The sequence below is a fragment of the Nocardia sp. IFM 10818 genome, from assembly GCF_054655275.1.
In genome coordinates this window covers 671,650-697,076 of sequence record NZ_BAAHJH010000001.1, presented here as the reverse complement: position 1 = coordinate 697,076, position 25,427 = coordinate 671,650, and the positions used below count along the sequence as shown (strand labels likewise).

Below are 25,427 nucleotides of genomic sequence, written 5' to 3'. Positions count from 1 at the left end.
TCGAGCCGGTATGCGCGAGCGGACCGCGCCGGGGATGATGGACGGTGGCGACCGTCACCGCGAGCGATCAGAGGATGTGCCTGCTATGGGCTTGATCGACGGAATCATGGGCAATGCGGGACGCATCGATCCCGCGGGCGCACAACAGGAGTACGGCAAGTTACTCGGTCAGGGCGAACAGATCTATGCGGCGTACCTGCTGGTGCGCGATGCCATGCTGTTCACCAATCGCCGCCTCATCCTGGTCGACAAACAGGGTCTGACCGGCCGCAAGGTGAGCTATCACAGCGTTCCCTACCGGGCCATCACGCACTTCTCGGTGGAGACCGCGGGCACCTTCGACCTGGACGCCGAGCTGATGATCTGGATCGCGGGCACCGGCGAGCCGCTGCAGAAGCGGTTCAACCGCCAGGTCGACATCTATGAGGTGCAGGGCATCCTGTCGCATTTCGTGGCGGTGTAGGTGGAGCCGCCCGCGCGGGTTTCCGCGTAATCTCCGGGCATGGCTTCTGTTTTCTCCGCAATCATCAACGGCCAGCTGCCGGGCCGCTTCGTCTGGGAGGACGACGAATTCGTCGCCTTCCTGACCATCGCCCCGGTGACGCAGGGTCACACGCTGGTGGTGCCGCGCAAGGAGATCGACCAGTGGCAGGACGTCGATCCGGAGACCTTCGCGCGGATGACCGCCCTCGCCCAGAAGATCGGCCAGGCGGTGCGGGCGGCGTGGGACGCGCCGCGCGCGGGCCTGCTGATCGCGGGGCTGGAGGTACCGCATCTGCACGTGCACGTCTTCCCGGCCTTCGAGCTCGGTGATTTCGATATCACCGGCGCGGATCCGGATCCGAGCAAGGAATCCCTCGACGAGGCCCAGGCCAAGATCAAGCAGGCGCTGCGCGATCTCGGCTACGGGGCCAATGTGCCGGCCTGAGCCCTGGGCAGCCGCACGGTGAAGGTCGCGCCTTCGCCGGGGACGCTGGTCACCGCGACCGTACCGCCGTGCGCGGTGGCCAGCGCCTGCACGATCGACAGCCCCAGGCCGGTGCCGCCGCGCTCCCGGCTGCGGGAGGCGTCGGTGCGATAGAAGCGTTCGAAGACCCGCTCGGCCTGCTCGGGTTCCAGGCCGGGCCCGGTATCGCTCACCTCCAGCAGCACCTCGTCCGCGGCGGGCGTGAGCCGGACGGTGACCGCGGCGCTCACCGGGGTGTGCACCAGCGCGTTGTCGATCAGATTCGCCAGCACCTGCCGCAGCCTCGGCGCATCGCCGAGCACCTCCAAGGTGCCCGCACCGGAACCGATCTCCAATCCGATCCGCCGCCGCGGCTCCTCCGGATGCCGCACCGCCGCGACCGCGCGGGCGCTGTGCACGGCATCGCTGGCCAGCGCCAGCAGATCCACCGGCTTCCGCTCCACCGGCCGGTGCGCGTCGAGCCGCGCCAGCATGAGCAGGTCCTCGACCAGTAGTCCCATCCGGTGGGATTCGTGTTCGATGCGATCCATGAGCGCGCCGGAATCGGTCAGCGCGCCTTGCCGATACAGCTCCGAGAAGCCTCTGATGGTGGTCAGCGGCGTGCGCAGTTCATGGCTGGCGTCGGCGACGAACCGGCGCATCTTCGCCTCCGAGGCCCGCGCCGCCTCCTCCGAGGCCGCGGTGGTCGCGAAGGCCTGCTGAATCTGGGTGAGCATGGTGTTCAGCGATTGCGAGAGGTGATCGACCTCGGTATCGGTGCCGCGCACCGGAACTCGCCGGTTCAGATCGCCGCCCGCAATGGCCGCGGCCGTCTGCTCGACCTGTCGCAGCGGCCGCAGGCTGCGCCGGATCACCAGGCGCGCCAGGACCGCCAGCACGGCCAGCACCAGCGCCCCGATCACCGCCTGCAGCAGCACCAATCGCTCCAGGATGGATTGCGTGCCGTCCAGTCGCAGCGCTACCGTGCTGGCGCCATTGTCGTTGCGCACCTGCAGCACTCGCCATTTCTCGCTCGCGTCGCCCACCGAGCCGACCGTGACCGGTCGTGGTCCGAGATCGGCGGGGACATCCGGCTGCCGATTGCCGATATCGAGCAGCAGCGTCACCTGTCCCGCCGAATCCTGCACGCGCACATAGAAAAGGTTGGGCGGCCGCTCCTTGTGGTCCGGCGGTTCGGGGAGGGGTTCCGGCGGTTTCGCGCGCGGCGAGGCCCAGGTGGTGGCCGCCTCGTACAGCTGCTGATCGAGGCGATCCAGGAGCACGTTCCGCATCAGGGTGGTCACCACGAACCCGGAGACCAGCAGCCCGACGCCCACCAGCGCGACCAGCGCCACCACCAGCGTGGTGCGCAGCGGCACCGCCGCCAGCCGCCGCGAAACCCGCTCCCGCACGGTCATTCCGGCAGCGGCTGCGCTCACTTCGGCACCGGCCGGGGTTCCCGCATGACGTATCCCACCCCGCGCAGCGTGTGAATCAACCGTTCCGGCCCGGTGTCCACCTTCTTCCGCAGGTAGGACACATAGGTCTCCACCACCCCGACCTCGCCGCCGAAGTCGTAGCGCCACACGTGATCCAGAATCCGCGGCTTGCTCAGCACCGTTCCCGCATTGACCAGGAAATACCGCAGCAGCGTGAACTCGGTGGGCGACAGGGCGACCGGCTCCCCCGCCTTCCACACCTCGTGGGTGTCGTCGTCCAGCTCGATATCGGCGAACCGCAGGCGCGACGACTTCTCCTCCGGCGCGGCCGGTCCCGCACGCCGCAGGATGACCCGCAGCCGCGCCACCACCTCCTCCAGGCTGAACGGCTTGGTCACATAGTCGTCGGCCCCCAGCGTGAGCCCGGTGATCTTGTCGTCCACCTCGTCCCGCGCCGTCAGGAACAACACCGGCGCTTCGATCCCGTCGGCCCGCAACCGCCGCAGCAGCCCGAACCCGTCCATGCCCGGCATCATCACGTCCACGATCAGCGCGTCCGGCCGGAAGGTCCTCGCCCGATCCAGCCCCTCGGTCCCGGTCCCCGCCGTGGCCACCTCGAAGCCCTGAAACCGCAGACTGACCGCGAGCAGCTCGACGATCATCGGCTCGTCGTCGACGACCAGGATTCTGGCTTCGGGTTCGCGCGCCGCGGGCAGGCCTGTCATGCACTCATCCTGCGATGGCCCGCCGCGAACTCCCTGTAGCTTCGCTGGGAGTTTCCTGGGAACGACGGTTGCCTTGTAAAGCCGGCTTACGCGTGGAAAGAACAGGGCCGCTGCCGCGTATCGCGGCAGCGGCCCATCGAGCCCCCCGTCGGGATTGAACCGACGACCTTCGCTTTACAAGAGCGGTGCTCTACCACTGAGCTAGGGAGGCGGAAGCGGTGCCCATCATAACCAGGCGGACCGGCTCCGCGGAAAAAGCCGGGGTGCCCGGTGGGGCCGATACCTCAGCGGGCGGGGCCGAAGTACGGCCGCGCGGGGCTTGTGGCACCGCGCGGCCGTATTCGGAAGCCGTTCTGCGCAGTATCGGGCTAACCGCAGCTGTCTAGGATTGAGCCGCCTGACGTGCCGCATCATCGGCGGCCATGGCGTCACGCAGGCTCTTCGGACGCATATCCGTCCAGTTCTTCTCGACGTACTCCACGCACGCGGCACGGGAGTCCTCGCCGAATACGACTCGCCAACCCGCCGGAACCTCGGCGAAGGCCGGCCACAGGGAGTGCTGTTCCTCGTCGTTGACCAGGACGAAGAACCGGCCGTCTTCGTCGTCGAAAGGATTGGTGCTCATTTCACCTCACTGGATACTGGCGCTGTGTACGGGAACGCTGAAGGATCGATTCCGGTGCTGGTTTGGCCCACAGCACAGGAGCGAACCCCCGACGTTGGATTCGACCCTAGCAAGGCGGGCGTTACGCCAGGGCGGTTACCTTCACCCAGCGAAGAAATCCAGCAGGATCTTGTTCACCGTCTCCGGGCGTTCCAGATAGCCGAAGTGGCCGGCATCGGGGACTTCCTGATAGCGGGCGCCCGGAATGACCTCGGCGACCTCGCGCGACAGGTACGGCGGGATCATCCGGTCATCGGCAAAACCGACCGATAGGCACGGCACGGTGATACCCCGATACGCCGCCGTGCGGTCGAAATCATGGTCCATCCGCCGCTGCGCGCGCACGCCCGGCGACACCGGGCCGCCGGTGAACTCGAACAGATCCAGCCAGTCCCGCGCGGCATTGGTGTCGGCCATGGTGGCCGGGGACAGGTTCATGAGCGCGGTGATGGCGGCCTCGTACTTGGCGGGCAGCCGCACCCCGGAGGCGTCGAATTCGTGCTCGCCCAGCGAGAGCGTCTTCTGGAACTGGTCGAGGCGGGCGTGCCCGGCCAGGAAGACGGCCTTGCGCACCAGCTCCGGACGGGCCAGGGCGAGTTCCTGGGCCACGCGCGAACCCATGGACTGGCCGACGACCAGCGCCGGTCCCTCGTCCAGGAATTCGATGAGCGCGGCGGTGTCGCGCACCAGCTCGTCGATGGTCATGCCCTGCGCGGCCTCGAAAGAGGGTGCGATACCGCGATTGTCGAAGGTGCAGACCCGGTATCCGGCCGCGACCAGCGCGGGCACCTGGTGCAGTTCCCACACCCGGCCCGGGCTGCCGGTGCCCATGATCATGACGACCAGCGGCCCGCCGCCCTTGACGTCGGTGCCCTTGGCTCGGTCCCCCTTGACCTGGTAGTTCAGCGAGATTCCGTTCACCGTTGCCAACGGCATTGCTGTGACCCCTTCATCAGGACGTGCGACTGCTGCTTCCGCCCACCGTATCGGTTCCCCGCCCGGTCCGTTTCGGCCCGGCGGCGAACGCCCCGGTCCAGACACAGTTCGAGCTCGCTCTGCACCGAGCGGACGGTTCCCGATACGGTGGCAGATACGATGGAACTCTCGTAACCGAGGCAAACTCCCCGAGAGGACATGATGATGGCCGCGAAGAGCAGCGCCAACGACATCGCGGACGACGATCTGGAACCGCTCGCCGATGAGACCGCCCGTCAGGCTCAGCGCGTGGTGGCCGCCTACGCCACCGACGCCGACGAGTGCCGCATGCTGCTGTCGATGCTGGGCATCGGTCCGAACGCGCGAGGCGAATGACCCGTGAACCCGGATAGCTCCGGCTCGGGTTTCGTCGTCGTCGCCAACCGGCTACCGGTCGACCTGGAACGACTACCCGATGGCACCACCCGCTGGAAGCGCAGTCCCGGCGGCCTGGTGACCGCACTGGAGCCGGTGCTGCGCAATAACAAGGGCGCCTGGGTCGGCTGGGCCGGCGTTCCGGATGTGGATATCGACCCGATCGTCGAGGACGGTCTGGAACTGCATCCGGTGCCGCTGTCCTCCGGCGAGGTCGCCGACTACTACGAGGGCTTCTCCAATGCCACGCTGTGGCCGCTGTATCACGATGTGATCGTGCGGCCGGTCTACGACCGCACCTGGTGGCAGGCCTATGTGCAGGTGAACCGGCGCTTCGCCGAGCACACCGCCAAGGTGGCCGCCGAGGGCGCCACCGTCTGGGTGCAGGACTATCAGCTGCAACTGGTGCCCAAGATGCTGCGCATGCTGCGGCCGGATCTGACCATCGGCTTCTTCCTGCACATTCCGTTCCCGCCGGTGGAACTGTTCATGCAGATGCCGTGGCGCACCGAGATCGTCGAGGGCCTGCTCGGCGCCGACCTGATCGGCTTCCATCTGCCCGGCGGCGCGCAGAACTTCCTGTACCTGGCCAGAAGGCTGGCCGGACAGCCGACTTCGCGCGGCAATGTGGGCGTGCGCTCCAAACTCGGTGTGGTGCAGGTGGGTTTCCGCACCGTGCGGGTGGGCGCGTTCCCCATCTCCATTGCCTCCACCGAGCTGGACGAGTACTCGCGGCGGCGCGGCGTGCGCGAGCGGGCCGCGAAAATCCGTGCGGAACTGGGCAATCCGAAGACCATCCTGCTGGGTGTGGATCGCCTGGACTACACCAAGGGCATCGATATCCGCCTGGCCGCGCTGGAGGAATTGCTGGCCGAGGGCCGCGTCGATCCCGCGGACACGGTGATGGTCCAGCTGGCCACTCCGAGCCGCGAGCGGGTCGAGTCCTATATCCAGATGCGCGGGGATATCGAACGCCAGGTGGGCCGGATCAACGGCGAGTACGCCCGCGTGGGCTATCCGGTGGTGCACTACCTGCACCGCCCCATCCCGCGCGAGGAGCTCATCTCGTTCTTCGTGGCCGCCGACGTCATGGTGGTGACGCCGCTGCGCGATGGCATGAACCTGGTGGCCAAGGAGTACGTGGCCGCCCAGGGCGGACTGTCCGGCGCGCTGGTGCTGAGCGAGTTCACCGGCGCGGCAGCGGAATTGCGGCAGGCCTACCTGTGCAATCCGCATGACCTGGACAGCGTCAAGGAGGCCATCGCGGCTGCCATCGAAGACGACCGCGACACCCGCCGCCGTCGTATGCGCTCGCTGCGCCGCCAGGTGCTCACCCACGATGTGGACCGCTGGGCCCGCGCCTTCCTGGACGCACTGGCCCAGGACCGGGTGGCGGGCAGCGCACTGCTCACCGACGACGACGTCGATCCCGGCGTGCGCCGCTGACAACGGTTGTGGCGCTGAGCGACTCAGCGCCACAACCCCTCAGTCGAAGGTGTAGGACACCCCGGTCAGGCGCTCCGATTCGGCCCACAGGGCAGCGGCCAGCTCCGGATCGTGCGCCGCCTGCCCGGCCCGGTCGAGTTCCGGGTAGCCGCGGAATTTGCCCGAGGGACCGTAGAATTCGCCGCCGCGGGCCTTGGGGTCCACTGCGGCGCGCAGCGTCGGCAGCGCGCCCATCTCCGCCGGTTGCAGTAGCCAATCCGTCGTCCATCTGATCGACGGCCGGTGCAGGAAGCGGATGACCGGGCCCATATTGTCCGCGAAGTCCGAGCGCGCCACCCCCGGATGCGCGGCCAGCGACTCCAATTCGGCATCGGTGCCATTGAGCCGGCGCTGTAATTCGAAGGTGAACAACAGATTCGCCAGCTTCGACGCCGCGTACGCCTGCAGCGGCCGGTACTTGCGCCGCTCGTAGCAGAGATCGTCCAGGTCGAGGGTGGGCTTGAAATCCTTGGAACCGCCGCTGCTGACGGTCACCACTCGCGCACCGGGCGTGGCGCGCAGCAGATCCAGGACCAGCCCGGTGAAGGCGAACGGCCCGAGATGATTGACGGCAAAGGCGGTTTCGAACCCGTCCTCGGTGACCGAGCGCTGCTGGCTGATCATGCCCGCATTGTTGATCAGCAGATCGATCCGATCGAACTCGGCGCGCACCTTGGCCGCGGCGGTGCGCACCGATTCCTGGGATGCCAGATCCAGTGGCACGATGGCCAATTCGGCCGCCGGAGCGGTTTTGCGAATCAGTTCGGCCACCCCGGCGGCCTTTTCGATATTGCGGCAGGCCAGCACCACGTGAGCGCCGTGCTCGGCGAGCATTCGAGCCGTTTCCAGCCCGAGCCCCGCGCTCGCACCGGTCACGATCGCGGTGCGGCCCTGCAGATTCGGTATGTCGGCCGCGGTCCACGGCGTCTTCTTGTCACCCAACTCGATCTTCCTGACACCTGAGGCCCCCTAGATGGACCTCAGGAGCCTAGATCGGGTCGACGTCGGCCACCAGCCAGCGGCCGTCTTCCTTGTCGAGCTTCACACGCAATCGGCTGGCGTCGTAGGTGCCCTTGGCCGGATCCTTGCCGGTGCTCTTCTGATTCAGGAAGATCATGACCTCGGCGTGATCGTCGGTCGCCGAGATGACCCCGGATTCCACCACGGTGGCCTCGACGACCAGTTCCTTCTCCTTGGCGCCGGGCGCCAGTACGGTCTCGGTGACCTGCTTCCAGTCCGCCTGGAAGTCAGAGGTCATGTCCTCCATGACTTTCGGCATCTGGGCATCGATGGTGCGGAAGTTGTAGCCGAACATGCCCTGCACCGCACGCCGGGCCACGACGGCGGAATCCTCACGCGCGGAAGCGACTTGATCGTCCTGCCACCACCCGTAGCCGATCCATGTCCCGGCCCCGACGCTGATGACCAGCAGTGCCGCCGCACCGGCCAGGATCAGCAGATCACGCAGTTTCGCGGTCATACCACCATCTCCATCGAGGTCGCGGTGAAACCGTTCTCGCCGCGGGCGATGGTCACCTTGAATCGGAACTGCCGCTGCTGCGGCCCCTCCGCCCCCGCATTGGTGAGGGTCTGCTTCACGGCCACCAGCACAATGGCCGAATGGTCGTCACTGGTCTGCAGAGCGGCCTCGATGACCTCCCCCTTGGCGCGCACCTCGGCTTTCTGCACGATGGCCGCGTAATCATCCTTGCGCTGGGAGTATTCGGTGTTGAGATCACCGGAGGTCACCGCGAGGACCCGGTTGATGTCGTCCTGCGCGGTATCGGCGTTGATATTGGTGATGTTCAGCATGGCCTGCTTGGCGGCCTGGACGTAGTCCGCGCGCAGTGCTTCGGCATCGCTGAGCTTGTTGCGCTGGACAGCCAGGAACACCGTCGCCGCGGCCACCGCGACGGCCAGCACGAGCGCGGCCGCCGAGACGAACCAGGTCCATCGGCTCGACTCGTCATCCGAAGCGGCTGCGGGCTCTTCGGCTGTGGGCTCGTCGGCTGTGGGCTCGTCGGCGGAGACGACCGGGGTGGACTCGTCCTTCGCGAGTTCGACCGGCTTCGCGAGTTCGACCGGTGCGGCCGGCGCTTCGTCCTCGGCAGGCGGCTGCGGAATTCGCTCCGCCTCCGGTTCCGGGGCGGCGGCCCTACTCACCGGAACCACAATCTCACTCACCGGTGTGGTGGTCTGCTCTTCCGGCGGCGGCCCCTCCGATCGCACGGCCCGCCGCCGTGCCCGCTTCTTCCCCACACTCGGTTCACTCATCGCAACTGCTCCTGGACCATCGCTGTCAGGCTGGCCGGAACCACTCCGGAGCCGTCGGCCCCGATATTGGTGATGCGGTAGTTACGACCGTCGTCACCCATGAATGTTCCGGTAAGCGGATCGTACGGCCGGGTCTCGACCGAAGCCGGTTGAGTCCCGTTGGCCGCACCGGCGGGCTGCCCGTCCGGGGTCACCGGATTGGGATTGCCGAACGGCGGGTTGTCGCCCAGTGGGATGTATCCCTGCGGGTCGCGGCATAGTTCCGGGGTCGGCGCGCGCTTGCCCGGGACTTCCATACAGGGCATATTACGGATACCGCGCACCGCGTAGGGCGCATCCTGCGGCACCTTGCAATACAGGCCGGCCGGGGTGTCCGGCGCATCGAGCAAGGCGGCCGAGCGCCGCTCGTCACCGGGCAGGAAGCCGGTGGTGCAACCCTGCGGATCATTGAGGCTGACCATGAAGTCCACCATGGCGCCGTATTCGAGCGGCCCGTTGGTCGCCGCGGTCAGCAGACCGGCGATCAGGGGCGGGAAAACCACCAGCAACTGCTCCAGGCCGGCGTCGTAGGTGTAGGTGACCTGGCCGACGCTGACCAGATTGCGCGCCAGCAGCGGCAGGGTGGGCTTGAGATCCTGAAAGAGCTGGGTGGCACGGGTGGCCGTACCGGGCGTCTTGGCGAGAACATTGCGCAACGACGGATCATGTTCGCGCAGTTGATCGGTGAGCGTGGCCAGGTCCTGGGTCCAGGACCGGATGGCCGCATCCGATTCCACCTGGGTGTCCAGTAGCGGTCCGATCTTCTCGATCAGATCCTTGGTGGCCGCGGAGTTGTCCTTGGCCTCCTGCACCAGTAGCGCCGCGGAGTCGATGAACCGCTGCAGATCCGGTCCCGCCCCGTCGAATGCCTGGAAGGCGTCATCGATGACCTGCCGCAGCTTGGTATCGGCAACGCTGTTGAGCAGCCGGTCGGTCTGATCGAGCAACGTGCCGACATCCTGTGGCAGCTTGGTGCGGTCGACCTTGATGACCGAACCGTCGGACAGGTTGCCGCCCTGGGGATCCGCGGCGGGAACCAGATCCACGTACTGTTCACCGACGGCCGAGACGCTGCGCACCCAGGCGTCCACATCGGAGGGAATCTTGTAGTCGCTGTCGATGGACAGTTCGGCGTTCACACCCGCCGGGGTGAGCCGGACCGCCTGCACCTTGCCGACATTGGTGCCGCGATAGGCCACATTGGCGTTCTCGTAGAGCCCGCCGGTGGCCTCCAATTGCACGGTCACGTCATAGCGCCCGATGCCGACCATGGCCGGAACACCCACGTACGCACCGCTCATCGCCGTGATGCCGATGACGGTCAGGACCGCGAAGATGGCGAGCTGAATCTTGACGAAGCGGGTGAGTTTCACTGTCCACTCCCTTGCGGCACGGTAATGCCCGGAATCGCGGGCAGCCCCGGAATCGGGCCCACGCCCGGCAGGGTCGGCTGCTGAGATTCCGGCTGCGGTTGCAGCGGCGCGGTTTTGGGATCGACCGGTTCGCCCGCGGTGCCGCCCATCTGACCGAGCGCGCCCTCGACGCCGGCGTAGCGCGGGCCGAGCGGGGTGCCGGTGAGGAAGTTCTTGGCCAGGCGGGCCGCGGTGAGATCGAAGGTGATCTTGACGTTCAGATAGTCGCCGCGCACCGCGCCGTCCATGTAGTGCATGGGGAACGGGAAGGTGAGCAGCATGCTCAGCGCCGAGGTCAGATTGGTGCCGGTATTGGCCAGCTGTTCCAGCGCGGGCCACAGATTGGCCAGGTCCGCGGTCAGGTTGTCGCCGCCTTCGTCGACGATGCGGGACACCACATCGCTGAGCCCGCCGAGCGCGGTCAGAGCACCGGTGATGCTGGCCCGTCGATCGGCGAGCACGGTCAGCGCCGGATGGATGTTCTCGATGGCCGAAGCCAGCTGATCCTTCTGCTGGGCCAGGATTCCGGAGAACCGGTCCAGCCCGCTCATGGCGGCGATGATGTCCTGGGTCTGGGTGTCCAGCGTCCCGATGAGGGTGTTCAGCTGCGGCAGCAGATCCCGGATGGCGTCGGTATTGCCGACCAGCGCCTTGTTCAGCTCGGAGGTGATGTTCTCCAGTTGCGAGATGCCGCCGCCATTGAGCACCACCGACAGCGAGGACAGCGTCTGCTCGGTGGTCGGGTAGGCCCCGGCCCGCTCCAGCGGAATGACATCACCGGGCTTCAGCTCACCCTGTGCCGCACCATTTTCCGGTGCGGCCAGTTCCAGGTGATTGCTGCCCAGCAGGCTGGTCTGGCCGATCTTGGCGGTCGCGTTGGCCGGCAGCTGCACGCCCTTCTCGAGGCTGACGGTGACCAGTGCGTGCCAGCCCTCCACCTCGATGCCGGTGACCGTGCCGACGGTGACGTCGTGCACGCGAACCGGCGAATTACGGGTCAGCGTCGTGACATTCGGCATCTGGATGGCGATCTGCCAGGATCCCTCGCCGGTGCCCTCGGCGCCGGGCATGGGCAGCGAGTTCAGGCCGTCGAACTGACATCCGGTGGCGCCCAAGGCGATTGCGAGGCCGAAGGCCAGGCCCGCCGCCCGGCGGCGTCTGCGCGGGGTTTTCATCAGTTGCCTCCCGGAAGAGCCAGATCGGCGAGGCTGCCGGGCACGGAGACCTGGGCTCCGGCCTGCGCCGCGAGTTCCGGTGTGCTGTAGACCAGCTGCTCCGGATAGGCGGTGGCATTGGTGGGCGTACTGAGCATGATCGGCGGGTAATTCATGACCAGGCTCTGCAGGGCGGGGCCGAGATTCTGCGCGCACAGATCCGCGGTGCGGTCGGAATCGTTGGTCTTCAGCGCCTCGATGGAGCCGCAGATGAAGCTGAGCGGATCGGCGAAGTTGGTGAGCACCGGATAGCCGGTCAGGGTGCCCTGGGCGGGCTTGTAGAGTTGGTAGAAGTTGACCAGCGCGGTCGGGCCGGAGTGCAGCACGGTCTCCAGTTCGGGCCGCTTGTCCACCAGCAACTGGGTGACATCGGCCATGCGCTGCAGCCCTTCGGTCAGCGCGCCGCCCCGGGATTCGATGAATCGCCGCACATCCTCGACCGCGATATCCAGATTGTCCAGGCCCGCACCGAGATCGGCGGAGACGCCCGCCAGTACCGAGGAGACGGAGGCCAGGCGGCCGCCGAACTGCACGATCTGATCATTGCTCTTGGACAGCACGTCCACGAACAATTGCAGATTGCGGATGGTGGCGAACAGGTCGGTGCGACCGTCGGACAGCGTGTTCAGCGCGCTGGACAGCTCGCGCAGCGTATCTCGGAACGCCTGGCCGTTGCCGTCGAGATTGTCCGCCGCGGTGTCGACGAACCGGCCGAAGGAGCCCTGCTCGTCATTGCCGACCGGACCGAGAGTGGTTGCCAGCTTGGACAGTTCGGCCTTGATGTCATCCCATTCCACCGGGATGGCGGTGCGCTCGATGGGAATGGTGCCGCCGTTCTCCAGCTTGGCGCCGCCGGTGTAGGCGGGGGCCAGCTGGATGAACCGCGCGGATACCAGTGAGGGCGAGACGATCACGGCCTTGGCGTCGGCCGGCAGGTCGATGCCGCGGTCCACGGTCATCCGCACCGTGACCCGGTCCTTGCCGGGATCCACCGAGTCGATGGTGCCGACCTTGACGCCGAGCACCCGCACCTCGTCACCGGTGTACAGACCGCTGGTGGACGGGAAGTACGCGGTGATCTGTGTCTTGCCGATCCGGCTCAGCGCCGGATAGGCGAGCGCGACGACGACGGCGATCAGCGCCACCAGGGCGGCGATGCGGGCCCAGCGGGGCAGGGCGGCGGCCTTTTTCAGTGCGTTCATTTGCCGGGCTCCGTCAGTCCGGGGTAGAGGCCCACCGGCGGGCCGCCGGTGTCGAGGTAGGACCACAGGTCCGCGGGCAGGTGCTCGGGCCAGACCATGGCATCGACGAGCGCCTGGATGCCCTTACTGGTGGCGTTGGAGATGTAGGCCTGGAAGTAGGGACCGCTGCCGACCTGCTCACCCAGCGCGCCCGCGTACGGGCCGAGGGCGTCGAGCGCGTCGGAGAGGTCCTGCTTATTGCGCTGCAGGATGTCCAGCACCGAATTCAACCGCTCCAGCGTGGGTTTGAGCTGCGCCTCGTTGTCGTTCACGAATCCGGTGAGCTGCTGTGCCAGGCCGTTCACGTACACGATGAGCTGCCCCAGCGCGGTGCGCCGGGCATCCAGTTCGCCGAGCAGCGAATTGCCGTCCACCAGCAGGGCGCTGATCTTGGCGGCGCGATCGGAGAGCACCTGGGTGACGCCCTGGGCCTTGCTCAGCAGTTCGGTCAGCGCCTGATCGCGGGTGTTGATACTGCGCGACAGAGCGGTGATGCCGTCCAGCGCCGAACGCAGCGGGGCGGGGGTGTCGGCGAAAGTCTCCGACAGCGCGTCCAGGGTGGTGTTCACCTGCTCCATGTCCAGTCCGCCCACGGTGCTGGCCAGATCGCCCAGCGCGTCGTTGAGCGAGTACGGAGAGGTGGTGCGCTCCAGCGGGATCGGATCGTCCGCGCGCAGCCGGCCGTCCCCGCTCGGGCTCAGCTCGAGCGATTTGCGCCCGAGCACCGTATTGGTCTTGATCGCCGCGCCGGTCTTGTCGCCCAGCCGGATTCCCTCGTCGAGGGAGAACCGCACCAGCACCTTCGCCCCGTCCAGCGAAACCTCTTCCACCCGGCCGGATTTGACCCCGGCGACCTGGACGTTGTCACCGGGAACCAGCCCGCCCGCATCACCGAAGTAGGCGGTGTACTGGGTCCCGGAGGCCAGGAACGGCAACCGGTCGAACTGCAGCGAGGCCAGGGAGACGGTCACCGCCAGGACGATGCCGATAATGCCCACATCGATTGCGGACGAACGCTGTTCGCTCATTTGGCACACCGTCCCGTGGTCTGCCCGCCGGGCATCTGGATCAGCATCGGCTTACCGTCCGGGCCATCGACCAGGAGGTTGGTCGCACAGGCGTAGATATTGAGGAAGGAACCGTAGGAGCCGATGCGGACCAGCTTTTTGTAGGACTCCGGCAGGTTCTGGATGATCCACTCCACCTCGCCGGCCTCGTTGTCCAGGTTCTCGGCGGTGCGGCCCAGCTGGGTGATGGTCTCCTTGAGATCCGGCCGGGCCTGGGTGAGCAACTCGGTGAGATCGCCGGTGGCGCCGGACAGTCGGGGAATGGCGTCGGCGATCGGATCCTTGTCCTCGGCCAGGCCGCTGACCAGTCGCTGGAGTTCGTCGAGGGTGGTGGCGAACTGCTGATCGCGGTCGTCGATGGTGGCGAGCACGGTCTTCAGGTTGTCGATCACGCTGCCGATCAAGGCATCCCGCTCGGAGAGCGTCTTGCCGAAGGATCCGGAGCTGTTGAGCAGCGAGACCAACGTCCCGCCCTGCCCCTGGAAGATCTGCAGCAGCGCCTCGGTGAGATCGTTGACCTGCGCCGGATCCAGGCCGCGCAGCAGCGGCTTGATGCCGCCGAGCAGCATGTCCAGATCCAGGGCGGGCTTGGTGCGATCGGTGCCCATGGTCGCCCCCTCGCGCAGCACCTGACCGGCGCCCGGCCCTTCCAGCAGTTCCAGGTACCGGTCGCCGACGAGGTTCTCGTAGCGAATGGCGGCGGTGGTGCTGCTGTAGAGCTTGTACTTGCTGTCCACGTCGAATTCGATGTGGGCGAGATTGTCCTTGCCGACCTTCACACTGTTCACCGAGCCCACCGGGACGCCGGCGATGCGCACCTTCGCCCCCGGCAGGATGCCCGAGGAGCTCGTGAAGACGGCGTTGTAGCCGTTCTCCGCGGAGAACCGCATCTGGCTGAAGACAATGCCGAGCATGCCCAGCACCAGCACCATGACGAGGGTGAACAGGCCCAGCTTGACGGTGACCGCGCGTGGCTTGAACTTCACTTACTTCACCCCCGGCAGTCCGGCGAACAGCAGCTGGAAGACGGTGCCCTGACTGGCGCGCGGCGTGGTGGAGGGCACGAAGACATGGCCCTCCGCGGTATCGGTGACCAGGTAGTTGGCCTCCGTGCCGGGCACGTGGTCGAGAATTCCCTCGCAGTGCGGGCCGCCGGTGGCATTGACCTTCGGGAGGTCCTCCGGATACTTGTACGGCTCGCCGGCCGGCATGAGGCTGGCGTTCATGGTGACCGCCGCGTAGCGGCCGCCGAAGATATCGCCCACGATCGGCATATTCGAGCCGAGGCCGACAATGGTGCAGTACAGCGAGTCCCGGTACTCGTAGAGCGTCTCGGTGGTCGGGCGCAGCAGCCGGAGTGCTTCCACGAGAGGTGATTCGGTCTCATTGAGGATCGGGGTGGCCGTATCGGCCAAACCGATGAGATTGGTGAGCACCGCGTCGATCTTCTGTTCGGAGTCCACTACGGTGCCGCTGGTGACCACGGCATTGTCGGTGGTGCGCAGCAGATCCGGCACCGTATCGGCGTACAGCCCGGTCACCTGGGTGGTCTTGCGCAGGTCCTCCTGCAGCGTGGGCAGGGCGGGGTTGATCTCGCGCAGGAAGGCGTCGCTGTCGACCAGCAGTTGGCCGAGCTTCTCGCCGCGTCCCTCCAGGGCCGAACCGAGCGCGGACAGCGTGGCGTTCAGCTTCTCCGGCTCCACCTTGGCGAGCACATCGTTGAGATGCTGGAAAAGCGTATTGAATTCGACGGTCACCTTGTTCGCCTGCACGATCGCGCCCGGCTTCAGGGAATCGCTCGAAGGATCGGCCGGGCTCTCGAAGTTGATGTACTTCGCGCCGAATACGGTCGTGGATCGAATATCCACGAGCGCATTGGCGGGCACCATCTTCAATTTGTCCGGGTCTACCGCTAATTCGATGCGCGCGCCGTCGGAGGTCTGCGTAATACCCGCCACCCGGCCGATTTCCACACCGCGAAGCTTCACCTTGGCGTCGGGATCCAACACCAGACCGCTGCGTGGCGAAGCGACGGTGACCTTCGCGGTCGAGGTGAACCCGCCCGCAAAGCTGACCAGGCAGAACACCACCACCACGACGAGGCCGAGCACCATGCCGAGGCCCGCCAGCCTGATGACCCAGCGTTGTTCGAGAGTCCGTTTGGGCCTTGGTTTTTGGACGAACGGCGCGCCGCTCGGGCGCACCACCCTGTCACGTTCTGTCACCATGTCCCGCCCTACCCGGAGAGATGGAAATTGCCGGAGGTGCCATAGATGGCAAGTGAGATCAGCAGCGTCACCATGACGACGGCGACCAGCGAGGCGCGCACCGCATTGCCGACCGCGACGCCGACGCCGACGGGTCCGCCGGAGGCATGGAAGCCGTAGTAGGTGTGGATCAGCATGACCGTGACGGCCATGACGATCGCCTGCGCGAACGACCAGAGGATGTCGCTGGGTATCAGGAACGTGTCGAAGTAGTGGTCGTAGACGCCGGCCGACTGTCCGTAGATCACCACGGTCGCAAAACGACTGGCCATGAACGAGGCGATGATGGCCAGTGAGTACAGCGGGATGATGGCGAGCATGCCGGCCAGCAGGCGCGTGCCGACGAGGAACGGCACCGGCCGGATGGCCATGACCTCGAGTGCGTCGATCTCCTCGGAGACGCGCATGGCGCCCAGTTGCGCGGTAGTGCCCGCGCCGAGGGTGGCCGCCAGGCCGATACCCGAAATCACCGGCGCCGCAATGCGAACGTTGATGAACGCCGCGAAGAAGCCGGTCAGCGCCTCGACACCGATATTGCCGAGCGAGCTGTAGCCCTGCACCGCGATGACGCCACCGGCGGCCAGGGTCAAGAAGCCGACGATGATGACGGTGCCGCCGATGACCGCGAGAGCGCCCGTCCCCATGGAGATCTCGGCGATCAGCCGGATGGTCTCGGTGCGGTAGTGCACGAGCGCCTTGGGCACCGAGGCAATCGACTGCGCATAGAAGACCGCATGCTTGCCGACGGAATCCACACTGTCGGACGTCCGCCGCACCCGGCGCATGACCCGCGGGAAACGAGAGTTGATCACGAAAGCCATGTCATCACCGCGCCGTGAACTTGATGCCAACGGCGGTGACCACCACGTTGATGACGAAGAGGGCCATGAAGGCGAAGACGACGGTCTGGTTCACCGCATCGCCCACGCTCTTCGGGCCGCCCTTCACGTTCAGGCCCAGATAGCAGGCGACCAGTCCGGCGACGAGTCCGAACAAGGTTGCCTTGACTTCCGAAATGACGAGTTCCGGAAGGTGGGTGAGCAGCGTGATGCCGTTGACGAACGCGCCCGGATTGACGTCCTGGAGAAAGACCGAGAACAGGAAGCCGCCGAGAATGCCGATGGTGCAGACGAGTCCGTTGAGCAGCGCCGCCACGAACATGGAGGCGAGCACGCGGGGCACCACCAGGCGCTGCACCGGATCGATGCCCAGCACCCGCATGGCGTCGATCTCCTCGCGGATGGTGCGCGCGCCCAGGTCCGCGCAGATGGCGGTCGCGCCCGCACCGGCCACGATGAGCACCGTGACCATGGGCCCGATCTGGGTGACCGCACCGAAGGCCGCGCCCGCGCCGGAGAGGTCGGCGGCGCCGATCTCGCGGAGCAGGATGTTGAGTGTGAAGCTCACCAAGACGGTGAACGGAATCGCCACGAACAGGGTCGGAAAAATGGAAACCCTTGCGACGAACCAGGATTGATCAACGAATTCACGTCGCTGGAATGGTGGCCGCACCGATGCGCGGGCGACGGCGCCGGCGAGTTCGAAGAACCCTCCGACCGCCCGCAACGGTACGGCGAGGACATCATTCATTCCCGCGATTCCTCCTGCCCCTGCCTGGCTTATAGCAGCCGAGATTGATTTGTGACCCCGGCCCTACTCGAAGATTAGAACACGTTCTTGTGCCGTTCGGGAAGATTTCCACGGTTTTGAACAGGGCTTCTTTCTGAACTGGTGTCCAGTTTTGAGAACACGTTCACCTCACGCCCACCGTCACGAGCGTGACGCCTTTGTGAGGCGTCACACATAGTTAGTCCCCATTCCTACCAACGTTTGATCGCATGATCAACCGCTGATCAGGGGGCCGAAACCCCCCGCCAACTGAAGTGAGGGTCGACTAACCAAGATCCATCAGCGACGACGCGGAAAAACTCGCGCCCGCGGGACGATCGGCGAAATATCCGCCCAGGGTTTCTGCAAGACCCGCTGTGGTCCACTCACCTTCGGCATCGAAGCGCCGCTCCACCACGGGAGCGGCCATGAGCGCCACCATCGGGCCGTAGACGACGAACAATTGGCCGGTGACGGCCGCGGCGGCGGGCGAGGCCAGATAGGCCACCAAGCGCGCCACATGATCGGGAGACAGCGGATCCGGACCCTGCTCGGGGGCCGCGGAGAAGACCTTCTCGGTCATGGCGGTGCGCGCCCGCGGCGCGATGGCATTGGCGGTCACGCCGAAATTGGCCAGCGCGCGCGAGGCCGACAGCGTCAGCGCGGTGATACCGGCCTTGGCCGCACCGTAATTCGCCTGCCCGGCCGGACCGAGCAGACCCGCCTCCGAGGAGGTGTTGACGATGCGCCCGTACACCGGCGCGCCCGCCCCCTTGGACTTGGCCCGCCAGTAGGCCCCGGCATTGCGGGTCAACAGGAAGTGCCCGCGCAGATGCACCGCGACGACCGCGTCGAAGTCCTCGTCGGACATGTTGAACAGCATTTTGTCCCGGGTGATCCCGGCATTGTTGACCACGATGTCCAGCCCGCCGAAGGCCTCCTCCGCGGCGCCGATCAGCGCGTCGGCGGTGGACCGCTCGGCAATCGAGCCGGCCACGAACTCCGCCTTGGCCCCGAGCGCCCGGATGTCGGCGAGGGTTGCGCTGACCGCGTCGTTTTCGGCAAGGTCGTTCACAATGACCGACGCACCGGCGCGGGCCAGCTCGAGGGCCTCGGCCCGGCCCAGCCCGGCGCCGGCTCCGGTCACCACGGCAACCCGGCCGGCAAGACTCACATCAGAATCGCTCACCGGGCCGACTCTAGAACGTGTTCCACTTGCCGGGCAATAGCGAATTCAGCCCAGCTTCAGCGCCGCCTTGGGGCACTGCGCCACGGCCGTCTCGATATCGGCCCTATTGGCCTCGGTGACCTCGGACTCGACGATGTGCAGCACATCGTCGTCATCGAGATCGAAGACGTCGGGGGCGATTCCGACGCAGATCCCGTTCGCTTCGCACTGGTCGAGATCGACAGTGAGCTTCATAGCTGACTCCTTCACCACGGATATGGCCCGAGCGTAACAAGCACGCCAGCGCCCGGATAGCTGAAACCGGCCCAAGAGACCCTCATACTGGAACATGTTCCAGTAGCTATGCAATGATCGGACCAACCCAAAGGTTCGCGGCCCGTCTCGTTCTGGACTGAGTGGAGCGGGGGGAGCGAAGCGGAGGAGCGGAGGGAGGGAAGAACGAGACCTCCAGGGCCGCGAACCCGCCGCGCCGCAGGCGCGGCAGAAAGGACACGGTACTGCTATGCGGATCGCATACACGCCGCAACAGGAACAGCTGCGCGCTGAGCTGCGTGATTACTTTGCCCGTCTCATCACTCCCGAACGGCGGGAAGCGCTTTCGGCCCAGACCGGAGAGTACGGCTCGGGCAATGTCTACCGCGAGGTGGTGGCCGAGATGGGCCGCGCCGGCTGGCTCACCCTGAGCTGGCCGAAAGAGTATGGCGGGCAAGACCGTTCCACCATGGATCAGCTGATCTTCACCGATGAGGCCGCCATTGCCGGCGCCCCGGTGCCGTTCCTGACCATCAACTCGGTGGCGCCGACCATCATGCACTACGGCACCGAGGAGCAGAAGAAGTTCTTCCTGCCCAAGATCGCGGCGGGCGAGCTGCACTTCGCCATCGGATATTCCGAGCCGGGCGCGGGCACCGACCTGGCCTCGCTGCGCACCGCCGCGGTGCGCGACGGCGACGAGTGGATCATCAACGGCCAGAAGATGTGGACCTCGCTCATCGCCTACGCCGATTACATCTGGCTGGCGGCGCGCACCGATCCGGAGGCCAAGAAGCACAAGGGCATCTCCATGTTCATCGTGCCGACCTCGGCCGAGGGCTTCTCCTGGACCCCGGTGCACACCATGGCGGGCCCGGACACCAGTGCCACCTACTACCAGGACGTGCGGGTCAAGCACACCGATATGGTCGGCCCGGAGAACGGCGGCTGGTCGCTGGTCACCAATCAGCTCAACCACGAACGCGTGGCGCTGACCTCCTCCGCGCCGCTGGCCCTGGCCGTCGCGCAGACCACCGAATGGGCGCGCAATACCAAGAACAGCAATGGTTCCCGTGTCATCGACGAGGAATGGGTGCAGATCGCGCTGGCCCGCGTGCACGCCAAGGTGGAGTACCTCAAGCTGCTGAACTGGGAGATCGCCTCGCGCGCCGATGCCGGCGGGGATGCCGCGCCGCGCCCGTGGGACGCCTCCACCTGCAAGGTGTACGGCACCGAGCTGGCCACCGAGGCCTACCGCACGCTCATGGAGGTCCTCGGCCCGCAGGCCTATCTGCGCCAGGATTCCCCGGGCGCGCAGCTGCGCGGGCGCCTCGAGCGCATGCACCGCGCCTGCTTGATCCTCACCTTCGGCGGCGGCACCAATGAGGTGCAGCGCGACATCATCGCCATGACCGCCCTCGAGCAGCCCCCGGCCGCGCGTTGATCGAAAGCTAGGTATCAGACATGGATTTCACGCTCACCGAAGCGCAGCAGGACCTGGCCCGGCTCACCGCCGAGGTGACCGGCAAGCTCGTCACCGCCGACAAGCTGCGCGAACTCGACAAGAACACCGACGCCTCCGGCGCGCGCACCGTGCGCTTCGACCGGGCGCTGTGGACCTCACTGGCCGAGACCGGCGTACTGGCCGCCGCGCTCCCGGAAACCGTGGGCGGCAGCGATTTCGGAGTGCTGGAGCAGACGTCGATCCTGCGGGAACTGGGCAAGGCCGTGGCCGCCGTGCCGTATCTGTGGTCGATCGTGCTCGGCGCGGGCGCGCTGGCGCGGTTCGGCTCCGAGTCCCAGCGAGAGCTGGCCGCACGGGCCGCCGCCGGCGAGGCCATCCTCACCGTGGCGCTGGCCGAGGAGCGCAACTGGGAACCCGCCAAGCCCGTCACCACCGCCGACGAGAACGGCGCCTGGCGCATCACCGGTCTCAAGACCACGGTGCCGTTCGCGCGGCAGGCCACCCGAATCCTGGTGCCCGCCACCGTCTCCGGGCAGGCCGCGCTCTTCCTGGTGGACCCGTCCGATGCGACCGTGCACCTGGCCGATCAGATCGTCACCGACCGCTCCCCCGAGGCGCAGCTCGAATTCGAGGGCGCGCCCGCCGAATTGGTCGGCACCCTGGAGCAAGGGCCGGAGATCCTGGAACGGCTGCTGCACCGGGCCTGGCTGGGTCTGGCCGCCCAGCAGCTCGGCACCCTGGAGAAGGGCCTGGAACTGGTCGCCGACTACGCCCGGGAGCGCGAGCAGTTCAATCGCAAGATCGGCAGCTTCCAGGCCGTCGCCCAGCGCCTGGCCGACGCCTACATCGATGTGCAGGCGGTGCGACTGGCCGTCCAGCAGGCCGCCTGGCGGCTGGCGGAGGGCCTGTCCGCCGATGCCGAGATCCATACCGCCAAGTTCTGGGCCGCCGAGGCCGGTCACCGCGTCGCCCACACCGTGATCCACGTGCACGGCGGCGTCGGCATCGACCGCGACCACATCGTGAACCAGTACTTCACCGCCGCCAAGCACAATGAGTTCGTCCTCGGCGGCGCCACCGATCACCTGCGCGCCCTCGGCGGTTTGCTCGCCGGTTAGGCACCGGCCGGCCTGCTGGCCGGATAGGCGCCGGCCGGTTACGGCACCAGCGGTCCGGCGAGCACCCGCTCGCCGGCCAGCCGGTCACCCTCCCAGGCGAAGGCCGGGCCGGTGGCCGGCTTGCGCTGCCACAGCGCCAGCAGCAGATCCGATGCGGCGCCGGAGATCTCGGCCACCGGCTCCCCCGGCCCGTAGGTCCACTGCGGCCCGGTGTCGGTGGCCCGGACCCGCAGCGCCACATCGGGTTCGGTGGCCAGCCCGCGCAGAATCATGCGCGGCGCGAACAATTCGAACACCTCATTGATCCCGTCCACGGCCAGCTCGAGCTCGAACGGCGCGGCGGTCCCCAGCGCATCCTGCCCATCCCACAGATGCATGGCGGTCTCGTGCATCCGCCGCCGCTGCCAGAACCCGACGGTCCGCGGCATCTGACTGGTGAACGTCCACGCCGGGGCGTCCGGATCCACCGACAGCGACGCCATGATCGCCGCCGAGGTCCGGTCGAACCAGTCCCGCAACCGCGCCGGATCCTTCGGCGCGGGCTCGCCCTGATAGTCCCCCCGCCCCTCCGCGACCGCGGTCACGACCCACATATTGCCCTGCCCGAGATGATCGGCCAGCTCATAGAAGGTCCAATCACCACACCCGGGCACCGGCGCGCTCAGCGGCAGATCCGGTGTGATGAGCTCACCGAACGCCGTGAGCCGCTGGCGGAGAATGGCCATGTAATCCATGCCGATACCGTAAAGCCGATCGCGCTCCGGCACCCGGCGAAACGGTCACGCAACGCCTCAGTGATTCTTCGCCATGCGTACCAGCGCAGACATGTCCACCGACTGCAGATGAACTCGGACACGCTCTGCAAAGAGTGGAGCCCCGGCCTTCTTCAACAGCTCCGGCAGGGACACACCTCCGTCACTACTCTTCCCGAGGTGGTAGACGAGCTGCTGCTTCGTGACCGCGAGTACCGCATGCGGGGCACTGTCATCGACCAGCTCGAAAAACTCATCCGCCGTGTAGATCTCGTACGGAACTTCGTCCATGTTGCGAAAATGCTTGGCGTTGTCCGTCAGCAGGATGTCGACCTTGGCGTGCAACGCTGCACAGTGGACATGCGCATCGCCGACATCGGAGTAGCTCCCCGCCGGATCTACGCTGTAACCGCTAACCCTGCCGGACTCGAACACGGCCTCAGGGCGAGCCAGTCCCGCAGCGTACGCGAATACAAGACGTTCGCATCAACCAGAACCTTCGTCCCCCGCCCGTTGAACATGCGAACATGCTACCGAGGCGGGGTACGAAGGAGCTGAATCTTTCAGATACACAAGGAAATTGGTCAGTCGCTTATGCCCAGTTCATCTTCCAGGTCACGCAACTGACCGAAGGCTTGTCGCTGCCGATCACGCAGGCGGTCCCGATAAGCAAGTACATCCTTGCTCAGTAGTCGTGTATGCGACCGAACCTTGTGTGATGGCAACTCACCCTCACCGATCAGCTTCATCAACGTAGGACGTGAGACACCAAGGATTTTCGCGGCCGTCGTCGTGGTCAGCTCGCTGGGAATGCTTGCGACAGTTACCGTGCACCCCCTGCCCACCAGCTCGAGGACCTGATTGACCAGCGCCGACAGCTCGGCCGGCATCTCGACCGTGTCCCCTGTACGAAGACCTACCACGACACCCGCGTCCCAAGATCCGCTCAATACCTTGCCGAGCCGAGCCGAGAATGTGCGCGCTTGCTCGACCTCACCCGAGGTGATCGAGAGGATTGCTTTGTCGTTGCGAATCAACGCGCCGTCCATGACTACTCCCCTTCCCCGCTGAGCATGGCACACCTAAGCTACCCAATTGCACTTATAAGTGCAAGGCATATGGCCTGTTCAGGGTTACGATTCCATCTCGCGGACCGGAAAATCGTTTGGCCGGATCGCGTCAGGGTTATCGGAGGCGGGCTCCAGTTCGCGTAGCAGCACCGCGCCCAGGGCGTCGCGGCGGATGACCCGGCCGAGTTCGGCGGCGGCGCGGTAGTGGGTGGGGCTGCGGAGGAGGCGGCGGACGGTGCGGGCTATGCGGGGTGGGGTGGCGGTGCGGGGCAGGGTGATTCCGGCGCGGTGGGCGCGCAGGCGCGCGGCATTGTCGGCGTGGTCGCGGCCGTGCGGGAGGACCAGCACGGGGAGATCGGCGGCGAGGGCCTTGAGGACGGTGCCGTGGCCGCCGTGGGTGATGACCAGGCTGGCGTGACGCATGATCTCGTGGTGGGGGGCCGTGCGCAGGACGGTCACATTCGGCGGGGCGGTGATCACGGCCGGATCGATGGCCGGGCCGGTGGTCATGATGCCGCGCACCGGGAGATCGGCGAGGGCGGTGGCAATGCGCTGCAGGCAATCGGTTTGGCGCTGGAAGGTGGTGGAGAGGGAGATCAGGATGAGCGGGTCGCCGCCGTCGGGGACGGTCCAGGGGGTCTCGCTCGTCCAGGACGGATCGTCGAGGATGGGGCCTGCCCAGCGCACTCCATCGGGGTGCTGCGCCGGGAAATCGAATGCCTCGCTGGACAATACGAGCTGGCGATGGGCGAGTTGGACCTGATCCTGATAGTGGGCCAGGCGCTCCAGATCGAATTCGGCGCGCAGCGCGTTCAACTGCGATAGCAGTTCCTGGTCCCAGCGGCGCTGCACGAGCGTCCCGATGATCCGGTCCCGCCAGCGTCCGAGGGGGCCGCGGGCCGGGCCGAAACCGGATCCGGGCGGCGGGCCGCCTTCCACCGGCAGCGGATAGATGCCGGGGATCAGCACCGAGAACGGCACCCCGCGCGCTTGCGCCGCCACCATGGCGCCGAACGCGAAATACGAGGCCAGCACCAGATCCGGTCGCGCACTGTCGATCTCGGCGGCGGTATCGCGCGCGAAGCCGGCGCCCGCCCGGGACCGCATGCGCGCCCCCGCGGCCGTCACCTCCGCTGCCAGGGATTCCTCGGCCAGCACCGTGACCTCGTGCCCGCGTCGCACGAGCCTGCGCACCACCCCGAGTTCCGCCGGTACCGTCCCCCCGCTTCCGGTCAGCGCGACCAGGTAGCTGTACGTCATCGGGCACCTCCTGTCCGCCACTCTGTCACGGTCGGGCAGATCGCGCGGCACCGATGAGTTTTTACCGCCCGGTTCGTCCCTATCCACGACATCAACGAAGCGCACTCGACATGCGGATGAAAGGACGAGCCGACATGGCCAGCAAAATGATCTTCATCAACCTCCCCGTGGCCGATCTGGACCGGTCGAAGGGCTTCTACGAGGCGCTGGGCTGGAAGGTGAACCAGGACTTCACCGACGGCAATGCCGCATGCATCGTCATCGACGACAACATCTGCCTCATGCTGCTGACCAAGGACTTCTTCCCGACCTTCTCGAAGCGCCCGATCGCCGACACCAAGTCCGCCATCCACGCCGCCTACGCCCTGTCGCTGGGCAGCGCCCAGGAAGTCGACGCCCTCACCGAGGCCGCGCTCGCCTCCGGCGCGACCGAAGAGGTGAACGACGACAAGCGGGCCCAGGAAGCCCAGGCGGGCATGCACGGCCGCACCTTCATCGATCCGGACGGGCACCAGTGGGAGCCGTTCTACATGGACTACCCGGGCGCGAACTGACCCGAAAGCCGCAAGGGCGGGCGACCGGAATCCGGT

The 25,427-nt window shown here is 66.7% G+C and carries 28 protein-coding genes and 1 tRNA gene; 7 read left to right on the top strand and 22 right to left on the bottom strand.

All coding sequences use genetic code 11. The features are described from left to right. The first annotated feature begins 85 nt into the window (after positions 1–85). The gene (locus ACYQ5L_RS03410; RefSeq protein ID WP_379192541.1) at positions 86–463 is read left to right on the top strand and encodes a PH domain-containing protein; all 378 of its coding nucleotides are present in this window, start codon (positions 86–88) and stop codon (positions 461–463) included. A 39-nt stretch (positions 464–502) separates the two neighbouring features. Further along, entirely contained in the window at positions 503–928 is a 426-nt protein-coding gene (locus tag ACYQ5L_RS03405) for an HIT family protein (protein WP_379192539.1), read from the top strand. On the opposite strand, the gene ACYQ5L_RS03400 is transcribed toward ACYQ5L_RS03405, so the two are convergent. The 5 genes from ACYQ5L_RS03400 to ACYQ5L_RS03380 all read right to left on the bottom strand — a co-directional run bounded on the left by ACYQ5L_RS03400 (position 904) and on the right by ACYQ5L_RS03380 (position 4,710). Then, positions 904–2,364, bottom strand: a complete 1,461-nt coding sequence (locus tag ACYQ5L_RS03400; protein ID WP_459963313.1) for a HAMP domain-containing sensor histidine kinase — start codon at positions 2,362–2,364, stop codon at positions 904–906. The two genes, ACYQ5L_RS03405 and ACYQ5L_RS03400, sit on opposite strands and share 25 nt — an antisense overlap. A gap of 17 nt (positions 2,365–2,381) precedes the next feature. Further along, positions 2,382–3,110: a response regulator transcription factor gene (locus tag ACYQ5L_RS03395; protein WP_459955397.1), complete on the bottom strand. Its 729-nt coding sequence runs from the start codon at positions 3,108–3,110 to the stop codon at positions 2,382–2,384. Positions 3,111–3,249: 139 nt separating this feature from the next. Further along, positions 3,250–3,321: transfer RNA gene (locus ACYQ5L_RS03390), tRNA-Thr, on the bottom strand. 171 nt (positions 3,322–3,492) lie between these two features. After that, complete coding sequence (locus ACYQ5L_RS03385; protein ID WP_019931522.1) at positions 3,493–3,735, bottom strand: MbtH family protein; 243 nt, start codon at positions 3,733–3,735, stop codon at positions 3,493–3,495. Positions 3,736–3,876: 141 nt separating this feature from the next. Then, complete coding sequence (locus ACYQ5L_RS03380; protein WP_379192535.1) at positions 3,877–4,710, bottom strand: alpha/beta fold hydrolase; 834 nt, start codon at positions 4,708–4,710, stop codon at positions 3,877–3,879. A 204-nt stretch (positions 4,711–4,914) separates the two neighbouring features. On the opposite strand from ACYQ5L_RS03380, the gene ACYQ5L_RS03375 reads away from it, so the two are divergent. Together ACYQ5L_RS03375 and ACYQ5L_RS03370 are read left to right on the top strand one after the other, a co-directional pair. Further along, on the top strand, positions 4,915–5,085 hold the full coding sequence (locus ACYQ5L_RS03375; RefSeq protein ID WP_169814712.1) for a hypothetical protein: 171 nt from the start codon (positions 4,915–4,917) through the stop codon (positions 5,083–5,085). Positions 5,086–5,088: 3 nt separating this feature from the next. Beyond that, positions 5,089–6,570 carry an alpha,alpha-trehalose-phosphate synthase (UDP-forming) gene (locus ACYQ5L_RS03370; RefSeq protein ID WP_459955393.1) on the top strand — a complete coding sequence of 494 codons (1,482 nt, stop codon included), beginning with the start codon at positions 5,089–5,091 and terminating at the stop codon, positions 6,568–6,570. A 39-nt stretch (positions 6,571–6,609) separates the two neighbouring features. Here the strand turns inward: ACYQ5L_RS03370 and ACYQ5L_RS03365 are convergent, their stop codons facing one another. The 13 genes from ACYQ5L_RS03365 to ACYQ5L_RS03305 all read right to left on the bottom strand — a co-directional run bounded on the left by ACYQ5L_RS03365 (position 6,610) and on the right by ACYQ5L_RS03305 (position 19,154). Next, positions 6,610–7,551, bottom strand: coding sequence for an oxidoreductase (locus tag ACYQ5L_RS03365; protein ID WP_459955392.1), 942 nt, complete (start codon positions 7,549–7,551; stop codon positions 6,610–6,612). Positions 7,552–7,597: 46 nt separating this feature from the next. Beyond that, positions 7,598–8,089, bottom strand: coding sequence for a h domain protein (locus tag ACYQ5L_RS03360; RefSeq protein ID WP_459955391.1), 492 nt, complete (start codon positions 8,087–8,089; stop codon positions 7,598–7,600). Continuing rightward, complete coding sequence (locus tag ACYQ5L_RS03355) at positions 8,086–8,883, bottom strand: hypothetical protein (protein ID WP_459955390.1); 798 nt, start codon at positions 8,881–8,883, stop codon at positions 8,086–8,088. The genes ACYQ5L_RS03360 and ACYQ5L_RS03355 overlap by 4 nt, the downstream gene beginning before the upstream one ends. After that, entirely contained in the window at positions 8,880–10,295 is a 1,416-nt protein-coding gene (locus ACYQ5L_RS03350) for an MCE family protein (protein WP_459955388.1), read from the bottom strand. The genes ACYQ5L_RS03355 and ACYQ5L_RS03350 overlap by 4 nt, the downstream gene beginning before the upstream one ends. Further along, positions 10,292–11,509 (bottom strand): MCE family protein, encoded by a 1,218-nt coding sequence (locus ACYQ5L_RS03345; protein ID WP_459955387.1) that lies wholly within the window; start codon positions 11,507–11,509, stop codon positions 10,292–10,294. Before ACYQ5L_RS03345 ends, ACYQ5L_RS03350 begins: the two co-directional genes overlap by 4 nt. Further along, positions 11,509–12,750, bottom strand: a complete 1,242-nt coding sequence (locus tag ACYQ5L_RS03340; protein WP_459955385.1) for an MCE family protein — start codon at positions 12,748–12,750, stop codon at positions 11,509–11,511. Before ACYQ5L_RS03340 ends, ACYQ5L_RS03345 begins: the two co-directional genes overlap by 1 nt. Then, entirely contained in the window at positions 12,747–13,817 is a 1,071-nt protein-coding gene (locus tag ACYQ5L_RS03335) for an MCE family protein (protein WP_459955384.1), read from the bottom strand. The genes ACYQ5L_RS03340 and ACYQ5L_RS03335 overlap by 4 nt, the downstream gene beginning before the upstream one ends. Next, the gene (locus ACYQ5L_RS03330) at positions 13,814–14,842 is read right to left on the bottom strand and encodes an MCE family protein (RefSeq protein WP_459955382.1); all 1,029 of its coding nucleotides are present in this window, start codon (positions 14,840–14,842) and stop codon (positions 13,814–13,816) included. Before ACYQ5L_RS03330 ends, ACYQ5L_RS03335 begins: the two co-directional genes overlap by 4 nt. Further along, positions 14,843–15,970 (bottom strand): MCE family protein, encoded by a 1,128-nt coding sequence (locus tag ACYQ5L_RS03325; RefSeq protein WP_459963312.1) that lies wholly within the window; start codon positions 15,968–15,970, stop codon positions 14,843–14,845. Between the two features lie 122 nt (positions 15,971–16,092). Next, positions 16,093–16,944 carry an MlaE family ABC transporter permease gene (locus tag ACYQ5L_RS03320; protein WP_459955380.1) on the bottom strand — a complete coding sequence of 284 codons (852 nt, stop codon included), beginning with the start codon at positions 16,942–16,944 and terminating at the stop codon, positions 16,093–16,095. 4 nt (positions 16,945–16,948) lie between these two features. Further along, a complete protein-coding gene (locus tag ACYQ5L_RS03315) occupies positions 16,949–17,713 on the bottom strand; it encodes an MlaE family ABC transporter permease (RefSeq protein ID WP_459955379.1) in 765 nt (254 codons plus the stop codon). Positions 17,714–18,017: 304 nt separating this feature from the next. Beyond that, entirely contained in the window at positions 18,018–18,920 is a 903-nt protein-coding gene (locus tag ACYQ5L_RS03310) for a 3-oxoacyl-ACP reductase (protein WP_459955378.1), read from the bottom strand. Positions 18,921–18,965: 45 nt separating this feature from the next. Continuing rightward, positions 18,966–19,154: a ferredoxin gene (locus ACYQ5L_RS03305; protein ID WP_459955377.1), complete on the bottom strand. Its 189-nt coding sequence runs from the start codon at positions 19,152–19,154 to the stop codon at positions 18,966–18,968. Positions 19,155–19,422: 268 nt separating this feature from the next. Here ACYQ5L_RS03305 and ACYQ5L_RS03300 point away from each other — a divergent pair, with 268 nt between their 5' ends. Then, the gene (locus ACYQ5L_RS03300) at positions 19,423–20,616 is read left to right on the top strand and encodes an acyl-CoA dehydrogenase family protein (RefSeq protein WP_459955376.1); all 1,194 of its coding nucleotides are present in this window, start codon (positions 19,423–19,425) and stop codon (positions 20,614–20,616) included. Positions 20,617–20,636: 20 nt separating this feature from the next. Beyond that, on the top strand, positions 20,637–21,755 hold the full coding sequence (locus ACYQ5L_RS03295; protein ID WP_459955374.1) for an acyl-CoA dehydrogenase family protein: 1,119 nt from the start codon (positions 20,637–20,639) through the stop codon (positions 21,753–21,755). Between the two features lie 38 nt (positions 21,756–21,793). Here the strand turns inward: ACYQ5L_RS03295 and ACYQ5L_RS03290 are convergent, their stop codons facing one another. The 4 genes from ACYQ5L_RS03290 to ACYQ5L_RS03275 all read right to left on the bottom strand — a co-directional run bounded on the left by ACYQ5L_RS03290 (position 21,794) and on the right by ACYQ5L_RS03275 (position 24,837). Then, positions 21,794–22,489, bottom strand: coding sequence for a maleylpyruvate isomerase family mycothiol-dependent enzyme (locus ACYQ5L_RS03290; protein WP_459955373.1), 696 nt, complete (start codon positions 22,487–22,489; stop codon positions 21,794–21,796). A 57-nt stretch (positions 22,490–22,546) separates the two neighbouring features. Then, on the bottom strand, positions 22,547–22,852 hold the full coding sequence (locus ACYQ5L_RS03285) for a hypothetical protein (protein ID WP_459955372.1): 306 nt from the start codon (positions 22,850–22,852) through the stop codon (positions 22,547–22,549). A 239-nt stretch (positions 22,853–23,091) separates the two neighbouring features. Then, a complete protein-coding gene (locus ACYQ5L_RS03280) occupies positions 23,092–23,556 on the bottom strand; it encodes a helix-turn-helix domain-containing protein (RefSeq protein ID WP_459955370.1) in 465 nt (154 codons plus the stop codon). Between the two features lie 84 nt (positions 23,557–23,640). Next, positions 23,641–24,837, bottom strand: a complete 1,197-nt coding sequence (locus ACYQ5L_RS03275; RefSeq protein WP_459955368.1) for a glycosyltransferase — start codon at positions 24,835–24,837, stop codon at positions 23,641–23,643. A gap of 134 nt (positions 24,838–24,971) precedes the next feature. On the opposite strand from ACYQ5L_RS03275, the gene ACYQ5L_RS03270 reads away from it, so the two are divergent. Continuing rightward, positions 24,972–25,391 (top strand): VOC family protein, encoded by a 420-nt coding sequence (locus ACYQ5L_RS03270; protein ID WP_459955367.1) that lies wholly within the window; start codon positions 24,972–24,974, stop codon positions 25,389–25,391. The last annotated feature ends 36 nt before the right edge of the window (positions 25,392–25,427 follow it).

Excerpts from the sequence above, each read along its gene's own strand:
- ACYQ5L_RS03410 (WP_379192541.1), top strand. The coding sequence starts at position 86 with ATGGGCTTGATCGACGGAATCATGGGCAATGCGGGACGCATCGATCCC.
- ACYQ5L_RS03405 (WP_379192539.1), top strand. The coding sequence starts at position 503 with ATGGCTTCTGTTTTCTCCGCAATCATCAACGGCCAGCTGCCGGGCCGC.
- ACYQ5L_RS03400 (WP_459963313.1), bottom strand. The coding sequence starts at position 2,364 with ATGACCGTGCGGGAGCGGGTTTCGCGGCGGCTGGCGGCGGTGCCGCTG.
- ACYQ5L_RS03395 (WP_459955397.1), bottom strand. The coding sequence starts at position 3,110 with ATGACAGGCCTGCCCGCGGCGCGCGAACCCGAAGCCAGAATCCTGGTC.
- ACYQ5L_RS03385 (WP_019931522.1), bottom strand. The coding sequence starts at position 3,735 with ATGAGCACCAATCCTTTCGACGACGAAGACGGCCGGTTCTTCGTCCTG.
- ACYQ5L_RS03380 (WP_379192535.1), bottom strand. The coding sequence starts at position 4,710 with ATGCCGTTGGCAACGGTGAACGGAATCTCGCTGAACTACCAGGTCAAG.
- ACYQ5L_RS03375 (WP_169814712.1), top strand. The coding sequence starts at position 4,915 with ATGGCCGCGAAGAGCAGCGCCAACGACATCGCGGACGACGATCTGGAA.
- ACYQ5L_RS03360 (WP_459955391.1), bottom strand. The coding sequence starts at position 8,089 with ATGACCGCGAAACTGCGTGATCTGCTGATCCTGGCCGGTGCGGCGGCA.
- ACYQ5L_RS03355 (WP_459955390.1), bottom strand. The coding sequence starts at position 8,883 with ATGAGTGAACCGAGTGTGGGGAAGAAGCGGGCACGGCGGCGGGCCGTG.
- ACYQ5L_RS03345 (WP_459955387.1), bottom strand. The coding sequence starts at position 11,509 with ATGAAAACCCCGCGCAGACGCCGCCGGGCGGCGGGCCTGGCCTTCGGC.
- ACYQ5L_RS03340 (WP_459955385.1), bottom strand. The coding sequence starts at position 12,750 with ATGAACGCACTGAAAAAGGCCGCCGCCCTGCCCCGCTGGGCCCGCATC.
- ACYQ5L_RS03335 (WP_459955384.1), bottom strand. The coding sequence starts at position 13,817 with ATGAGCGAACAGCGTTCGTCCGCAATCGATGTGGGCATTATCGGCATC.
- ACYQ5L_RS03325 (WP_459963312.1), bottom strand. The coding sequence starts at position 15,970 with ATGGTGCTCGGCCTCGTCGTGGTGGTGGTGTTCTGCCTGGTCAGCTTT.
- ACYQ5L_RS03320 (WP_459955380.1), bottom strand. The coding sequence starts at position 16,944 with ATGGCTTTCGTGATCAACTCTCGTTTCCCGCGGGTCATGCGCCGGGTG.
- ACYQ5L_RS03315 (WP_459955379.1), bottom strand. The coding sequence starts at position 17,713 with ATGAATGATGTCCTCGCCGTACCGTTGCGGGCGGTCGGAGGGTTCTTC.
- ACYQ5L_RS03305 (WP_459955377.1), bottom strand. The coding sequence starts at position 19,154 with ATGAAGCTCACTGTCGATCTCGACCAGTGCGAAGCGAACGGGATCTGC.
- ACYQ5L_RS03300 (WP_459955376.1), top strand. The coding sequence starts at position 19,423 with ATGCGGATCGCATACACGCCGCAACAGGAACAGCTGCGCGCTGAGCTG.
- ACYQ5L_RS03295 (WP_459955374.1), top strand. The coding sequence starts at position 20,637 with ATGGATTTCACGCTCACCGAAGCGCAGCAGGACCTGGCCCGGCTCACC.
- ACYQ5L_RS03290 (WP_459955373.1), bottom strand. The coding sequence starts at position 22,489 with ATGGATTACATGGCCATTCTCCGCCAGCGGCTCACGGCGTTCGGTGAG.
- ACYQ5L_RS03280 (WP_459955370.1), bottom strand. The coding sequence starts at position 23,556 with ATGGACGGCGCGTTGATTCGCAACGACAAAGCAATCCTCTCGATCACC.
- ACYQ5L_RS03275 (WP_459955368.1), bottom strand. The coding sequence starts at position 24,837 with ATGACGTACAGCTACCTGGTCGCGCTGACCGGAAGCGGGGGGACGGTA.
- ACYQ5L_RS03270 (WP_459955367.1), top strand. The coding sequence starts at position 24,972 with ATGGCCAGCAAAATGATCTTCATCAACCTCCCCGTGGCCGATCTGGAC.